Annotated in this window: 13 protein-coding genes; 4 read left to right on the top strand and 9 right to left on the bottom strand. The window is 69.0% G+C overall.

What is annotated here, in order from left to right; genetic code table 11:
• Nucleotides 1-381, bottom strand: a 381-nt coding sequence (locus tag ACN675_RS13075; RefSeq protein ID WP_420751243.1) for a precorrin-2 dehydrogenase/sirohydrochlorin ferrochelatase family protein, incomplete at its 3' end; no start/stop codon positions are given.
• Nucleotides 382-472: 91 nt separating this feature from the next.
• Entirely contained in the window at nucleotides 473-2002 is a 1530-nt protein-coding gene (gene mqo, locus ACN675_RS13080) for a malate dehydrogenase (quinone) (RefSeq protein ID WP_420751244.1), read from the bottom strand.
• 240 nt (nucleotides 2003-2242) lie between these two features.
• Between mqo and ACN675_RS13085 the strand changes: the two genes are divergently transcribed.
• Complete coding sequence (locus ACN675_RS13085; protein WP_420751245.1) at nucleotides 2243-3289, top strand: alpha/beta hydrolase; 1047 nt, start codon at nucleotides 2243-2245, stop codon at nucleotides 3287-3289.
• Nucleotides 3286-4659, top strand: coding sequence for a mycothione reductase (mtr, locus tag ACN675_RS13090; protein ID WP_420751246.1), 1374 nt, complete (start codon nucleotides 3286-3288; stop codon nucleotides 4657-4659). Before ACN675_RS13085 ends, mtr begins: the two co-directional genes overlap by 4 nt.
• Nucleotides 4660-4705: 46 nt before the next feature.
• Here mtr and ACN675_RS13095 read toward each other — a convergent pair whose 3' ends face one another.
• The 3 genes from ACN675_RS13095 to ACN675_RS13105 form a co-directional block, all read right to left on the bottom strand.
• The gene (locus ACN675_RS13095; RefSeq protein WP_420751247.1) at nucleotides 4706-5272 is read right to left on the bottom strand and encodes an alpha/beta fold hydrolase; all 567 of its coding nucleotides are present in this window, start codon (nucleotides 5270-5272) and stop codon (nucleotides 4706-4708) included.
• Between the two features lie 27 nt (nucleotides 5273-5299).
• Entirely contained in the window at nucleotides 5300-6157 is an 858-nt protein-coding gene (map, locus tag ACN675_RS13100) for a type I methionyl aminopeptidase (protein ID WP_420751248.1), read from the bottom strand.
• Between the two features lie 67 nt (nucleotides 6158-6224).
• Nucleotides 6225-7850 (bottom strand): AMP-binding protein, encoded by a 1626-nt coding sequence (locus ACN675_RS13105; RefSeq protein WP_420751249.1) that lies wholly within the window; start codon nucleotides 7848-7850, stop codon nucleotides 6225-6227.
• Nucleotides 7851-8007: 157 nt separating this feature from the next.
• On the opposite strand from ACN675_RS13105, the gene ACN675_RS13110 reads away from it, so the two are divergent.
• Nucleotides 8008-8880, top strand: coding sequence for a LuxR C-terminal-related transcriptional regulator (locus ACN675_RS13110; protein ID WP_420751250.1), 873 nt, complete (start codon nucleotides 8008-8010; stop codon nucleotides 8878-8880).
• Nucleotides 8881-8952: 72 nt separating this feature from the next.
• Complete coding sequence (locus tag ACN675_RS13115) at nucleotides 8953-10293, top strand: APC family permease (RefSeq protein ID WP_420751280.1); 1341 nt, start codon at nucleotides 8953-8955, stop codon at nucleotides 10291-10293.
• A gap of 22 nt (nucleotides 10294-10315) precedes the next feature.
• Here the strand turns inward: ACN675_RS13115 and ACN675_RS13120 are convergent, their stop codons facing one another.
• The 4 genes from ACN675_RS13120 to ACN675_RS13135 all read right to left on the bottom strand — a co-directional run bounded on the left by ACN675_RS13120 (nucleotide 10316) and on the right by ACN675_RS13135 (nucleotide 15628).
• On the bottom strand, nucleotides 10316-12154 hold the full coding sequence (locus ACN675_RS13120) for a penicillin-binding transpeptidase domain-containing protein (RefSeq protein WP_420751251.1): 1839 nt from the start codon (nucleotides 12152-12154) through the stop codon (nucleotides 10316-10318).
• 123 nt (nucleotides 12155-12277) lie between these two features.
• Complete coding sequence (locus tag ACN675_RS13125) at nucleotides 12278-13114, bottom strand: GNAT family N-acetyltransferase (RefSeq protein WP_420751252.1); 837 nt, start codon at nucleotides 13112-13114, stop codon at nucleotides 12278-12280.
• Between the two features lie 93 nt (nucleotides 13115-13207).
• Nucleotides 13208-14362: a flavodoxin-dependent (E)-4-hydroxy-3-methylbut-2-enyl-diphosphate synthase gene (gene ispG, locus ACN675_RS13130; protein WP_420751253.1), complete on the bottom strand. Its 1155-nt coding sequence runs from the start codon at nucleotides 14360-14362 to the stop codon at nucleotides 13208-13210.
• Nucleotides 14363-14407: 45 nt separating this feature from the next.
• Nucleotides 14408-15628, bottom strand: coding sequence for a M50 family metallopeptidase (locus ACN675_RS13135; RefSeq protein ID WP_420751254.1), 1221 nt, complete (start codon nucleotides 15626-15628; stop codon nucleotides 14408-14410).
• Nucleotides 15629-15635 lie beyond the last annotated feature (7 nt).

Here is a 15635-nt window from a genome sequence, read left to right on the forward strand (position 1 = left end):
GACGGCGCTGCCGCGGCGGGCGTTGTCGGCACGCACGCAGAAGATGCGGTTGCGTTCGGCTTCGGCGACGACCGCCGCGTTCGTCTCGGGCTCGTTCGTGCAGGCCATGGCGTACCAGGCGCCTTCGAGATCACCGTCGCGGTAGTCGCGCAGTTCCAGGGTGATGTGGCCGGCGGTGGCCATGCTCTCGACGGCGGGCGTCGCCGCACGGGTGACGACGTGCACCGCGGCGCCCGAGGCGACGAGCAGCCCGAGCCGCCGCTGGGCGACGGAGCCGCCGCCGACCACGACGACCCGGCGACCGGACAGATTCAGGCCGACGAGGTAGCTGGACTCGTCTGCACCGTTGGTGGACGACTCGTCTGCGCGATTGGTAGACACCGGGGTTCCCCACTTCTGGTTGGCCTCGTGACACAGGCCGGTCCGCGGCGTGCGGACCGGCCTGTGACGGGGTCGGGTCGTGACGGTCGGATCAGACCGACGCGGGCTCGATCGGGGCGGTGGTCTCCGCCACGGAGGTGACGTCCAGCTGCAGCGACTTGGTGCTCCACTGCCACACCTTGTCGAACAGCGCCTGATCGTCGGACAGCTTGGTGCCTAGGGACGGCACCATCTCGCGGAGCTTGCCCTGCCAGCCGGTCCACTGCTTCGGGAAGCAGCGCTCGAGAACGTCGAGCATCGCCGGCACAGCGGTCGAGGCGCCCGGGGAGGCACCGAGCAGACCGGCGATGGTGCCGTCGCCGGCGTTGACCACGGCGGTGCCGAACTCGAGGACGCCACCGATGCCCTTGCGCCGGATGACCTGGACGCGCTGACCGGCGACGATCAGCTCCCAGTCCTCGAGCTTGGCGTTGGGCGCGAACTCGGAGAGCGTGACGATCCGGTCGCGGGGCGACTGCGTGAGCTCGCCGACCAGGTACTTGACCAGGCCGAGTTCGGTGGCGCCGACGCCGAGCATCGACATGATGTTGTTGGGCTTGACCGACTTCGGCAGGTCCAGGACGCCGCCCTGCTTGAGGAACTTCGGCGACCAGCCGGCGTAGGGGCCGAACAGCAGGCCCTGCTTGCCGCCGATGACGCGGGTGTCGAGGTGCGGAACCGACATCGGGGGCGCACCCACGGCGGCTTTGCCGTACACCTTCGCGCTGTGCTGCGCGATGACGTCGGGGTTGGTGCAGCGGAGGAACGCACCGGAGACGGGGAAGCCGCCGAAGCCCTTGGCTTCGCTGATCCCCGACTTCTGCAGCAGGTGCAGGGCGCCGCCGCCGGCGCCGACGAAGACGAACTTGGCGTTGACCTTGCGGCTCTCGCCGGTCCGGCGGTTGCGGACCTTGACGATCCAGCTGCCGTCGGACTGCTTCGACAGGTTGGTCACCTCGTGACCGAAGAACACGGTGCCGCCGGAGGCGGCGACGTTGTTGATGAGCTGCTTGGTGAGGGCACCGAAGTCGACGTCCGTGCCGGTCGAGGTCCAGTTGAGGGCCACCGGGTCGGAGAAGTCACGGCCCGCGGCCATGAGCGGGAGACGCTCGGAGAACAGCTCGGGGCTCTCGGAGTACTCCATACCCGCGAACAGAGGGTGGCCGGCCAGTGCGTCGTAGCGGGCGCGCAGGTACTTCACGTCGTCGGCGCCGTGCACGAAGCTGACGTGCGGAATCGGGTTGATGAAGTCCTTGGGGTCGGACAGGATCCCGTTGTCGACGGCGTAGGCCCAGAACTGGCGCGAGACCTGGAACTGCTCGTTGACGTTGATCGCCTTGGTGATGTCGACGGTGCCGTCGGCCTTGGCCGGGGTGTAGTTCAGCTCACACAGCGCGGAGTGGCCGGTACCGGCGTTGTTCCAGGGGTCGCTGCTCTCCGCGGCAGCGGCGTCGAGCCGCTCGAAAGCGGTGATCGACCAGTCGGGCTGCAACTGGCGGAGCAGCGCACCGAGGGTAGCGCTCATGATGCCCGCGCCGATGAGCACTACATCGGTCTTCGCCTCTAACACGTTGTCTGACACTGGAGGATCGACTTCCTTGTCTGTTCGCACGCGCCGCAGAATCCGCAGGGATCGCGTCGCGAGGGTGTCCCGTGCACGTCCGTGGTCCCGCTCCACTTCCGTTCGATCACGAACCGGATCTGGGAACCACCACAGCCGCGCCGACTGCGACGAATAGGTTACCCGCACGTCGCTCGGCGTTTCCTTCCCCCCAATTGTGCCCCGACCACGATCCGGCATGAACACCAATACAGTGTGATAGTGACTACTTGGCAGCCCGACATCCTCGGTGACGGCTATCAGCAGCTCGTTCTCCCCCTCGGCACCGATCCCGACGGGGAAGGTGAAATCAGCGCGACCCTGGTCCGCTATCAGCCCGTCGGCGACGCTCCGCACCGCGCGGTGCTCTACGTGCACGGCTTCACCGACTACTTCTTCCAGCAGCATCTCGCGGAGCACTTCGCGGCGCAGGGGTACCGGTTCTTCGCGCTGGACCTGCGCAAATGCGGCCGTTCACGCGCCCCAGGCCACACTCCGCACTTCGTCACCGACCTCTCGTACTACGACGCCGAGCTCGAGGAGGCGTTGCGGATCGTGCGGGCCGAGACCGGCGAGGAGGTGCTGCTGGTCGCGCATTCGACGGGCGGGCTGGTGTTGCCGCTGTGGCTGGACCGGCTGAACAAGCGTCCAGGCGGTACCGCGGGCGCCGGAATCCGCGGGGTCGTCCTCAACAGCCCCTGGTTCGACCTGCAGGGACCGTCCTATCTGCGCAACGTCGGCACCCTCGCGATCGACCTCCTCGGGCGGATCCGGCCCAAGGACGTCGTCCCACTGAAGAAGCTCGACACGTACGGGATGAGCCTGCGTTCAGGAGGCTGGAACTACAACCTCGACTGGAAGCCGCTGACCGGATTCCCGCTCACGTTCGGCTGGCTTCGGGCGGTCCGGCGCGGGCACGCGCAACTGCATCGCGGCCTCGACATCGGGGTGCCGTCGCTGATCCTCCGGTCCACGGCGAGCCGGTCCGCACCGAAGTACGACCCCGCGATCGACACCGTCGACGCGGTCCTCGACGTGCGGCAGATCGCGCGCTGGGCGGGTTGCCTGGGCGACCGCACCACGATCGTGCCGATCGAGGGAGCCCGCCACGACGTGTTCCTGTCCACCCCCGGTCCGCTCGCCGCCTCGTTCCGGGAATTGGACCGGTGGCTGGAGGGGTTGGACAACCACGACAGCAACGACCACACCGCCGACATCCGCACCGCCGCCGGCAACGTGCAGACACGAACCGCAGGAGACCCCGCGTGACCCATTACGACCTCGCGATCATCGGCACGGGATCGGGCAATTCGATCCTCGACGAACGCTACGACGGCAAGAAGGTGGCGATCCTCGAGGAGGGCACCTTCGGTGGCACCTGCCTCAACGTCGGCTGCATCCCGACGAAGATGTACGTGTACGCGGCCGAGGTCGCGCACACCGTCCGCACCGCCGCGAAATACGGCGTGGACGCAAGTGTCGACGGCGTGCGCTGGAACGACATCGTCGACCGGGTGTTCGGCCGGATCGACCCGATCGCGGCCGGCGGTGAACGGTACCGGCGCGAGGACTGCGCGAACGTCACGGTGTACGGCGGGCACGCGCGGTTCGTCGGCGAGCGCACCCTCGACACCGGCACGGGCGAGACGATCACTGCCGATCAGGTCGTCGTCGCGGCCGGATCCCGCCCGATCATTCCGCAGGAGGTCCTCGACAGCGGCGTCAAGTACCACACCAACGACGACGTGATGCGGCTGCCGAAGCTGCCTGAGTCGATGGTGATCCTCGGCTCCGGGTTCATCGCGATGGAGTTCGCGCACGTGTTCTCCGCGCTCGGGGTGCGGGTGTCGATCCTCGCGCGCAGCAGCCGGCTCCTGCGTCACCTCGACACGGACATCGCCGAGCGGTTCACGCGGATCGCGCAAGAGAAATGGGACGTGCACCTGTCGAATCCGGCCAAGGAGTTCCGCCCCGTCGGCGACGGTGTGGAGGTCGTGCTCTCCGACGGCACGGTCGTCGCGGGTGACGCGCTGCTGGTCGCGGTGGGACGGCAGCCCAACGGCGACCGGCTCGACGCAGCCGCCGGTGGCCTGGAACTGGACGAGCAAGGCCGCATCGTCGTCGACGAGTTCCAGCGCACCACCGCGCGCGGTGTGTTCGCGCTCGGCGACGTGTCGTCGCCCTACCAGCTCAAGCACGTCGCCAATCACGAGATGCGGGTGGTGCAGCACAACCTGCTGCAGGATGCGTGGGGCGACGACACGTCGGCGCTGCGGCGCACCGATCACCGGTTCGTGCCGGCGGCGGTGTTCACCGACCCCCAGATCGCCGAGGTCGGGCTTACCGAGGAGCAGGCCCGCGCGCAGGGATACGACATCTCCGTGAAGATCCAGAACTACGGGGACGTCGCGTACGGCTGGGCGATGGAGGACACCGAGGGCATCTGCAAGCTGATCGCCGACAGGTCGACCGGTCTGCTGCTCGGCGCGCACGTCATGGGTGCGCAGGCGTCGACGGTGATCCAGCCGCTGATCCAGGCGATGAGTTTCGGTCTGACCGCCCGGGAGATGGCGACCGGCCAGTACTGGATCCATCCGGCGTTGCCGGAGGTCGTGGAGAACGCGCTGCTCGGACTGTGAGACAGCCGGCGGCGCCCTCCGGTCGGGACGGCGCCGCCGGTGTCCGCTACCAGCTGCCGGTACGCAGGGCGATCGCGGAGGCGAACTCGGCCGGGGCCTGAGCCGGGATGTTCTCGATGCCGTCGAGTTCGACGACCCGGAACTCCCCGGTGACGTAGCGCATGGATGCGTCGGCCTCGGCGCGCCGCGCGCCGCTGCCGACCACGACGGTGGTGGGCACCTCGGCTGCAGGGGCCGACGCGTCGCGCACGGTGCCGTCGGCGTCGGGAACGGCCGGGTGCCCGCGGTCGGCGACGACGAGACTCGCGAACCGGCCGAATCTGCCGGCCGCGACCGACCACGCGAGTTCCGCGCCGGCACCGCTGCCGGCCAGGTGCACCCACGGCAGCTTCAGTTCGTCGAGCAGCGCGAATATCCCGGCCGCATCGAGGTTGTCGAGGCTTTCCGGGACGACCGTCCGCAGGTCGGAATTGTGCAGGCGTTCGCACACCGCGTCGAACACGTCCGCGCTCTCCCCCGCTCCCGGCAGCAGCAGCACGGTGTGCCTGCTCTCGGGTCCGTCGATCCGTACCCGGACGGTGCCGCTCGCGGTGCTCACGTCAGTCGATTCCATGCCGCAGAACGGTACGCGATCACACGGTCACGGCAGCGTGAGGATCTCGCATCCGCTGTCGGTGACGACGATGGTGTGCTCGAACTGCGCGGTCCACTTGCGGTCCTTGGTGACGACCGTCCAGCCGTCGTCCCAGATCTCGTAGTCGGGCGTGCCGAGGTTGATCATCGGTTCGATGGTGAAGACCATGCCGGGCTCGATGACCGTGTCCACGGACGGCTGGTCGTAGTGCAGGATGACCAGGCCGTTGTGGAAGGTCTCGCCGATGCCGTGGCCGGTGAAGTCGCGGACGACGCCGTATCCGAACCGATTGGCGTATGCCTCGATGACCCGGCCGATGACATTCAGGGCGCGGCCGGGCGCGACGGCCTTGATGGCCCGCCGGGTCGCCTCACGGGTGCGTTCGACGAGCAGGCGGTGTTCCTCCGAGACGTCACCGGCCAGGAACGTCGCGTTGGTGTCACCGTGCACCCCGTGGATGTAGGCGGTGACGTCGATGTTGACGATGTCGCCGTCCTCGATCACCGTCGAGTCGGGGATGCCGTGGCAGATCACCTCGTTGAGCGACGTGCAGCAGGACTTGGTGAACCCCCGGTAGCCGAGGGTCGACGGGTAGGCGCCGTGGTCGCACATGTACTCGTGGGCGATGCGGTCGAGTTCGTCGGTGGTCACACCGGGGGCGACGGCCTCGCCGGCCACGGCGAGCGCCTGCGCCGCGATCCGGCACGCCTCGCGCATCTTCTCGATGGTCTCAGGGGTCTGCACCCACGGCTCGTTGCCTTCCTCGGCGGTCGGCTTCCACACGTACTCGGGGCGTTCGATGAGCTTGGGAACCGAACGGATCGGGGTGGGCGTGCCGGGGACGAGAGCTGTGCGCACAGACATGACGACCAGGATATGCCCACCGGCCCGCGGGTGATGCCGTCGAGGCATCACCCGCGGGACGCGGCACTCAACGCTGACGGAGCAGGAAGCGCTGGACCTTGCCGCTGGGGGTCTTCGGCAGATGCGGCACGAAGTGCACCGCCCGCGGGTAGGCGTGCGCGGCGAACTTCTTCTTCACCAGCTGCTGCAACTCGGCCTCGAGTTCGTCGGTGCCCTCGACACCCTCCCGCAGCACCACGAACGCCTCGAGCACCTCGCCGCGGAGCTCGTCGGGCATACCGACGACCGCTGCCTCGACCACCTGCTCGTGCATCACGAGCACGCTCTCCACGTCGAACGGCCCGATCCGGTAGCCCGCCATGATGATCACGTCGTCGTCGCGGGAGGAGAAGAAGTAGAAGCCGTTCTCGTCGACGCGGCCGGCATCGCCGGTCAGGTACCAGCGACCGTCCTCGCTGAACCGTTCGGCGGTCTTCTCCGGAGCGTCGACGTAGCCCGTGAACCACAGCAGCGGGCTGGCCTCGGTGTCGATCGCGACGCGGCCGACCTCGTTCGTGTCCGCGAGTTCGTCGCTGTCCTCCTTCAGCACCGCAACCGACCAGCCCGGCAACGGCTTGCCCATCGACAGCGGCGGCACGTCCTCGCGCAGGCCGTCCGCCCACGCGTTGACGACGAACATGCCGTGCTCGGTCTGCCCGTACTGGTCGTGGACGACGACACCGAACTTGTGCTCGGACCAGGTCAGCACGTCCGGGGTCAGCGGCTCACCGGCCGACGACGCGCGGCGCAGTGGGATCTGCGGGCTCTGACCGGAGTCGGCACGCAGGCTGCGGTACACCGTGGGGGCGGCGGCGAAGTTGGTGACGCCGAACTTCTCCATCACCTGCCAGGTCAGCGCCGGCGAGAACCCGGCGTGCAGCAGGATGCTGCGCCGGCCGGCAGCCATGGGACCGAGCAGCGCGTAGTACAGCCCGTACGCCCAGCCCGGGTCCGCGGCGTTCCAGAACACGTCGTCGGGGCGCACGTCGAGGCCGAAATCCATGTACGCGTGGAACGAGGCGAGCGCCCGCACCGGAACCGGCACGCCCTTCGGGGTTCCCGTGGTGCCGGAGGTGAACAGCTGCACGAGGCCACCGGAGCCACCGACCGCGACCGCGGCACCGCGCGGATCGTCGCCGGTGTGGGCGGCGAGCAGGTCCGCGAAGTGCAGCCCGATCCCGGCGTCGCCGGAGTCCCCCGCGACGACGATCTGCCACGGTGCGTCCGCCGGGATGTCCTCGCTGGGCGCCAGCTTGCCGAGCTGGTCGGCATCGGCGACGACGACCTTCGCGCCGCTGGCCTGCAGCCGGAACGCGATGGCGGGCGACGCGAACGCGGTGAACAGCGGCACGTGCACGGCTCCGCGCCGCCAGATGCCGAGCAGCGCGACGACCAGGTCGGCGGACTTGCCCATCAGCGTCGCGACATGGTCGCCGGGTTCGACACCGAGGTCGTTCAGCGCGGCCGCGAAGCGGGTCGACTGCTCGCGCAGGTACCCGTACGTCAGGTCGGTCGAGGAGAGATCGGAATCCACGACGGTGAACGCGACCGCGTCGGCGGGATGGTCGTCGCACAACAGGTTCGCAGCGCATCCGTCCGCGGTGTCGTAGCGGTCCAGCAGTTCGCGGACACGGGCAGCGAAGTCGGCAGCCATCGATCCGTCCTCCTCGTCGAGCGTTCACAGGGTTGTCTGCAGTCACAGGGGCGTCTGGGCGGCACGTCACGGGGATGCGCGTCACCCGAACGTACCGCCACCTCTATGATCCGAGTCACAGAAACTTCTCGATACCCCCGGAAAGGGGTGGGTGATCGTGCCGGCTTCCGGTCCCTCGTCTCTCCTCCGTCCCCGCGACGGCGACGCGCTGCGCGCCGAGTTGCGCCGCACCGCCGCCGACGCGCAGGTCTCCGTCGTGTTCGCCGGGGAGGTCCGCAACGGCCATCTGCAGCTGAGCGAGTTCCTCGGTACCCGCACCAACGGGCTCGAGGGAGTGATCGTGCCGCCGAAGGCCGGGCTCGGTGGACTGGTCGTGGACCGGGCCAGGCCGCTCACGGTCGCGGACTACGGGCGGTCGTCGTCGATCACCCACCACTTCGATCGTCCGGTGCTCGGCGAAGGTCTGCGCTCGATCCTCGCGGTGCCGGTGCTCGTCGGCGGGGCCGCGCGGGCGGTGCTGTACGGGGCCATCCGCGAGTGTGCGCCGCTGGGTGATCGCGCGGTGGGCGCGTTCGTGCAGGCGGCGCGGCGTCTCTCCGACGAGATCACGGTGCGCGACGAGGTCGACCGGCGGCTCGCGCTGATGGCGCGGATGAGCCCCGTGGACCGCGATCCGCTGGCGACGGCGGAGGTCCGGGAAGTACACGCCGAACTGCGTAGTCTCGCCCAGACGGTCGGCGACGCCGGTCTGCGGCAGCAGCTGCGGGCGCTGTCGGACCGGCTCGCCGGGGCGTGCGGTGGCACCACCACTCCGGCGCCGGCACCGGCGACCGCGGTCGTGCTGTCCCCGCGCGAGACCGACGTGCTCTCCCACGTGGCGCTGGGCTGCACCAACGTCGAGATCGCGCAACGCCTCTCGGTGACTCCGGAGACCGTGAAGAGCTATCTGCGCAGCGCGATGGGCAAGCTCGACGTGCACACCCGGCACGAGGCGGTCGTCGTCGCCCGGCGGCTGTCGCTGCTGCCCTGAACAGTCCCGTTTCGGGGTCGGAGAGGATTCCCTGTGTCGGACACGGCGTCGTCTCCGCAGCTGAAACGGGTCATGGGGCCGGGACTCCTGCTGCTCTTCATCGTCGGTGACATCCTCGGCACCGGCATCTACGCGCTGACCGGCAGGGTCGCGAACGAGGTGGGCGGCGCCGTGTGGCTGCCGTTCGTGCTCGCGTTCGTCGTCGCGGTGATCACGGCGTTCAGCTACCTGGAACTGGTCACCAAGTACCCGCAGGCCGCGGGCGCCGCGCTGTACACGCACAAGGCGTTCGGGATCCACTTCCTGACGTACATGGTCACCTTCACGGTCATGGCGTCGGGCATCACCTCGGCGTCGACGGCGGCGCGGGCGTTCTCGGCGAACTTCGTCGAGGCGTTCGATCTCGATTTCGGTGAGGGCATCGGCATCACGGCGTTGGGCCTGACGTTCATGCTGGTGGTGGCGCTGATCAACCTGCGCGGCGTCGGTGAGAGCGTCAAGACGAACATCGTCCTCACGTGCGTGGAGCTGTCCGGGCTGCTCATCATCATCCTGATCGGGATGTGGGCGCTCGGGATCGGCGAAGGCGACTTCTCGCGGGTGCTCGAGGTCGACACCGGCGACCGCTCGGTCTTCGGCGCGGTCGTCGCCGGCACCGCACTCGCGTTCTTCGCGATGGTCGGTTTCGAGGACTCGGTGAACATGGCCGAGGAGTGCAAGAACCCGATCCGGATCTTCCCCCGGGTGCTGCTCCTGGGACTCGGGATCACCGGCCTGATCTACGTGCTGGTCTCCATCACCGCGATCGCGCTGGTACCGGCCGTCGAGCTCGGCACCGGGGACACTCCCCTGCTGAAGGTGGTCGAGGCGGGTGCGCCGGCGTTCCCGGTGGGGATCTTCGCGTTCATCACGATGTTCGCGGTGGCGAACACGGCCCTGATCAACATGCTCATGGCCAGTCGGCTGGTCTACGGGATCGCCCGCGAAGGCGTGCTGCCCGCGGCGCTCGGCAGGGTGCACCCGACGCGGCGCACGCCCTACGTCGCGATCGTCTTCACGACGCTGCTGGCGTTCGGGTTGATCACCTTCGTCGGCGAGGTGCCGGAACTGGGCGGCACGACCGCGCTGTTGTTGCTGATCGTCTTCGCGATCGTCAACCTCACCGTGCTGGTGCTGCGTCGCCGACCGATCGACCACCCGCACTTCCGGACGCCGACGGTCCTCCCCGTGCTCGGCGCCGCGAGCTGCATCTTCCTCGTGTCACCGCTGGTGGACCGCCCCGTGGCGCAGTACCGGATCGCGGCGGTCCTGCTCGGTCTCGGGGCCGTGCTGTGGCTGATCACCTGGTTCCTGGCCAAGCGCAGGGGTGGCCACGGCCCCACGATCGACCCGGAACACCTGGTCGAGAAGTGAGCCGCAGCGAGGCCCGGGCGGGTCAGTAACCCTCGGGCAGCGCCGCGAACATGTCCCGGGTGACGGCGACGGCGTTGTCGGAGCTGCCTCCCCGGACGACGAGCGTGGCGAACGCGAGGTCCCCGCGGTAGCCCACGAACCACGCGTGCGACCCACCCTCGACCTCGGCCTCACCGGTCTTGCCGTAGACCTCGCCCTGGTCCCGGATGCGGTCGGCGGTGCCGCTGGTGATCACCAGCCGCATCATGCCGCGCAGCCCGTCGACCATCTCCGGGGTGATCACCGGACGGTCTCCCTCGACCGTCGTCTCGCGTCCCTTGATCAGATACGGGACCGGGGTCCGGCCGGCCGCGACGGTCGCGGCGGCGAGCGCCATTGCGAACGGGCTGACGACCACCTTGCCCTGCCCGAAACCGTCCTCGGCCCGCTGCACGACGTTCTCCGCGGGCGGTACCGATCCCGAGAACACCGGCAGCCCGACAACGTCGTACTCGGGTCCGATGCCGAACGCGGCGGCGGCGTTCGTGAGCGCGTCGGCGGGCATCTCGGAGGCCAGCTTCGCGAAGGACGTGTTGCAGGACCGGGCGAACGCCGTCGCCATCGACACCGTGCCGAGTTCGAACTCGTTGTAGTTGGGGACGCTGCGTTCCCCGATGGTGATCCGGCCCGGGCACGGCACCATCGTCTCGGGGGTGGCGAGACCGTTGGAGATCGCCGCACCCGAAGTGATGATCTTGAACGTGGATCCGGGTGGGTAGTGTCCCGCGATCGCGACCGGTCCGTCCCGATCAGCTGCCTTGTTCTGGGCGACGGCGAGGACCGCGCCGGTGGAGGCCTCGATCACGACCGTCATCGCCTGCTCGACGCGGGCGTCGACGGCGGCCTGTGCGGCCAGCTGGATCGGCCGGTCCAGGCTGATGGAGAACGACGGCGCCGGCTGCGGAGCCGTCTCGGTGAGGACACCGACGTCGACGCCGTACTGGTTCATCACGACGACACTCCAGCCTGCGACACCGTCGACCTCGTCGATCACCGTCTTCTTGATCTGGCCGAGCAGGTCGGGGGCGAAGTTCCGGTCGGTGGCGACGAGATCGGCCTGTTCGACGACGCTGACCCCGGGGATCGCGTCGAGCGCATCGGAGACGGTCGCGTAGTCGTCCGCGACGAGCCGGATGACGGCGAGCGGGCCGCTCGCCGCGGTCGCGGATTCGGCGATGGACTGGGCGGTGAGGGACTTGTCGAACCGCGTCAGCGCGGCGGACAGGGCGCGGGCAGCACCGAGGACATCCCTGTTCGCGGACGCGTCGAACGCGATGGAGTACACGGTCCCGGGCACCAGCACGTCCCCGCCCGAGTGTTCGTTGACGCGCGCCCGGGGTGCGGCCTTGGTGCGCAGGTGCATCGTCTGGCGGTCGCCGAGCTGCGGGTGCAGGTTCGAGCGGGTCCACCGCACGATCCAGTCGTCGCCGCTGCGTCCCATCTGCATCGTCCCGGTGTACTGCCAGATCCGGTCCTTCGGCAGGTGCCACTCGTAGGCGTAGCTGACGGTCGCGGCCTCGCCGTGGATCTGCACGCCCGTAGTCTCGGCGCTCAGCGATTCGGCCTGCAGTCCGTCCCACGTCTCGACGAGAGCTGCTTCGGCGTCCTCGGGCCGGTCGGTGTGGTCGGCGGCGGTCGCGAAGTCCTGCTCGGAGAATGCCGAAAGGAACGCCTGGGCCGCCGACTCCGGTCCGGCGGGTTTCGGTGTGCAGGCCACGACGCCGCCGAGGACCGCGACCGCGGCGAGCGAGGCCGCCACGATCCGGACGAGGACACGGTGGCGGGCGGGCGAGGTCGCCCGGGGAACTGAGCTGGCTTTCATCGCCCGTCATCGTAGGAGCCCGATGCCCGGACATCGGGGAGGCGCAACGGACGTGGTGGGCGTCTCCGTCGTTCGGACGAGCGGAGCCGTTCGGTCGAGCAGCGTCGTTCGGTCGAGCAGAGTTCAGTCGAGCAGGACGGTGGAGAACGTGGCGACCTGCCGGAAGCCGATGCGTGCGTACGCGGCGCGGGCCCGCACGTTGAAGCTGTTGACGTACAGGCTCGGCAACCTGCCGCCCGCGGTGATCGCAGCGGCGACCGCCGCGGTGCCGGCCGATCCGATTCCGGCGTTACGCATGGCCGGACTCACCCAGACGCCCTGGATCTGACCGACCGTCGACGACTGCGATCCCACCTCGGCCTTGAACACGACCTCGCCGTTCTCGAACCGCGCCCAGGCGCGGCCGGTCGCGATGAGGCTGGCGACGCGACGGCGGTAGCTCACGCCCCCGTCGCCCGCACGCGGGTCGATTCCGACCTCTTCGATGAACATGGCCACCGCGGCGGGCAGGTAGGCGTCGATCTCCTCGGGCCGCACCCGGCGGACGAGCGGATCGGGCGTCACGAGCGGTTCACGGTCCAGGACGAGCAGCGGCTGTTCGGCGCGCACCTCACGGGCGGGTCCCCACGCGTTCTCGAGCAGTTCCCACATGGGCATGGCGAGTTCGGCGCGTCCGACGACCGACGAGCACAGGCGGGGTCCACGCGCAGCACGTTCGGCGAATGCCTGCAGGTCGTCGGGAGCCCCGAGCAGCGGGATCAGGTTGGCTCCGGAGAAGCACAGCGAGGTCTCCGCCCCGCCGCGGCTCCACATCTCGCCGCCGACCGAACGGCCGGCGATGCCGTACTCCTCGACACGGCCGGTGACCATGCACGTCGCCACCGGGTCTCGGGCGAGGACGCGCAAGACCGCAGCGGTGTCCCGTCCACCGAGCGACCGGACCCCAAGAAGCTTGAGCACGTGCCCACCACCTGTCGACTGCCGATACCGACCAGATTGCCATGAGCTACGGCCCTACGGAAACCCACTCCCGAATCGGGAGTGTCGGAAGGTTCAGCCGACCGAAACGGTGGGTGCGCCGCTCCCGGCGTCGCCCTCCATCTCCTCGGCGATGCGCATCGCTTCCTCGATGAGGGTTTCGACGATCTGCGCCTCCGGGACGGTCTTGATGACCTGTCCCTTGACGAAGATCTGTCCCTTACCGTTGCCGGAGGCGACTCCGAGGTCGGCTTCGCGGGCTTCACCCGGACCGTTGACGACACAGCCCATCACGGCGACGCGCAGCGGCACCTCCATGCCCTCCAGGCCGGCGGACACCTCGTTGGCCAGGGTGTAGACGTCGACCTGAGCGCGACCGCACGACGGGCACGAGACGATCTCGAGCTTGCGGGGACGCAGATTCAGCGACTGCAGGATCTGCGTACCGACCTTGATCTCCTCGGCGGGCGGCGCGGACAGCGACACGCGGATGGTGTCGCCGATGCCCTCCGAGAGCAGCGCACCGAACGCGACCGCGGACTTGATCGTGCCCTGGAAGGCCGGTCCGGCTTCGGTCACGCCGAGGTGCAGCGGGTAGTCGCACTGCGCGGCGAGCTGCCGGTACGCCTCGACCATCACGACCGGGTCGTTGTGCTTGACCGAGATCTTGATGTCGCCGAAGCCGTGTTCCTCGAACAGGCTCGCCTCCCACAGCGCGGATTCGACGAGCGCTTCGGGGGTGGCCTTGCCGTACTTCTTCAGCAGCCGCGGGTCGAGGGAACCGGCGTTGACGCCGATCCGGATCGGGATGCCGGCGTCCCCGGCGGCCTTCGCGACCTCCTTGACGCGGCCGTCGAACTCCTTGATGTTGCCGGGGTTGACGCGCACCGCGGCGCAACCGGCGTCGATCGCCGCGAAGATGTACCGCGGCTGGAAGTGGATGTCGGCGATGACCGGGATCTTGCTCTTCTTCGCGATGGTCGCCAGGGCGTCGGCGTCCTCCTGCCGCGGGCACGCGACACGGACGATGTCGCAGCCGGAGGCGGTGAGTTCGGCGATCTGCTGGAGGGTCGCGTTGATGTCGTGCGTCTTGGTGGTGCACATCGACTGCACCGACACCGGGTAGTCGCTGCCGACACCGACATTTCCGACCATCAACTGGCGGGTCTTGCGTCGCGGTGCGAGGACCGCGGGTACTTCGGGCATGCCCAAACCGATGGGGCTGGTCACGTTTCGCCTTCTTTCGTCGCTACCTGCCGATTCTAGCGGCGCAGGTCAGAGCAGCTTGATGGGGTTGACGATGTCCGCGGTCAGCGTCAGCAGCATGTAGGCGCCGCCGACGACCACGGCCACGTAGGTGAGGGGAAGCAGTTTCATGTAGTCCACCGGCGGTCCGTCGGCGAGACCCCGCAGGTTCCGCACCCAGTTGCGGAGGCGCTCGTAGATCGCGACGGCCATGTGCCCGCCGTCGAGCGGCAGGAGCGGCAGCAGGTTGAACGCGCCGAGGAAGAAGTTCAGCTGCGCGAGCAACAGCACGAAGGACTGCCAGATGCCGGCTTCGGCGAACTGACCACCGATGACGCTGGCGCCGACGACGCTGACGGGGGTGTCGACGGCCCGTTCCCCGCCGGTCACCGCGGTCCACAGGTCCGACACCTTCGACGGCAACTGCACGAGCGCCTCGGCGGTGCGGGCCGCGAGATACCCGGTGAACTCGAACGTCGCCGGGACCGCCGACAGCGGCGTGTATTCGAGAACGCGCGGCTCCCCGCCGACACCGATGGCACCGACCTCCCGGGAGACGGGTTCGGCGTCGGGGTCGTCGCTCTCGTAAACCCAGCGCTGCACCTGCTGGATCGCGACCGGGAACGTGAGGGTCTCGTCGTCGCGTTCGACCGTGAAGTCGACCGTGCCGGACAGCGGCTGGGTGGCCTGAACGAGTTGACCGAACGTCTCGACGCGGGTGTCGCCGACCGCGACGATGACGTCGCCCGGCTGGATACCCGCGGCCTGGGCCGGACCGACGCCTTCGCATTCGGCGGGCGCGTAGCCGCCCTCCTCGCCGGCCTGGGTCGGGGCCGCGCACCCGACGGTGCCGACCACGGCGCGGGTCTCCGTGTTCGGCAGACCCGACGACACGGCGAGGGCGTAGACCAGCACGATGCCGATCAGGAAGTTCATGGCGATGCCGCCGGACATGACGACCAGGCGTTTCCAGGTTTTCTGCTTGTACATCGCGCGGTCGTACTCGTCGGGTGCGAGCTCGTCGAGCGCGGTCATCCCGGCGATGTCGCAGAATCCGCCTGCGGGCAGCGCCTTGAGGCCGTACTCGGTCTCACCGCGGCGGAACGAGAAGATCCGCGGGCCGAACCCGATGTAGTACCGCCGCACCTTCATGCCGAGTTTCTGCGCGGTCCACATGTGACCGGCCTCGTGCAGCGCGACGGAGGCGGTGATGCCGAGGGCGAAGAGCACCACGCCCAGTACGAACATCATCTGTAGC

Source organism: Rhodococcus sp. O3, from assembly GCF_048897285.1.
Classification (GTDB): domain Bacteria; phylum Actinomycetota; class Actinomycetes; order Mycobacteriales; family Mycobacteriaceae; genus Rhodococcus.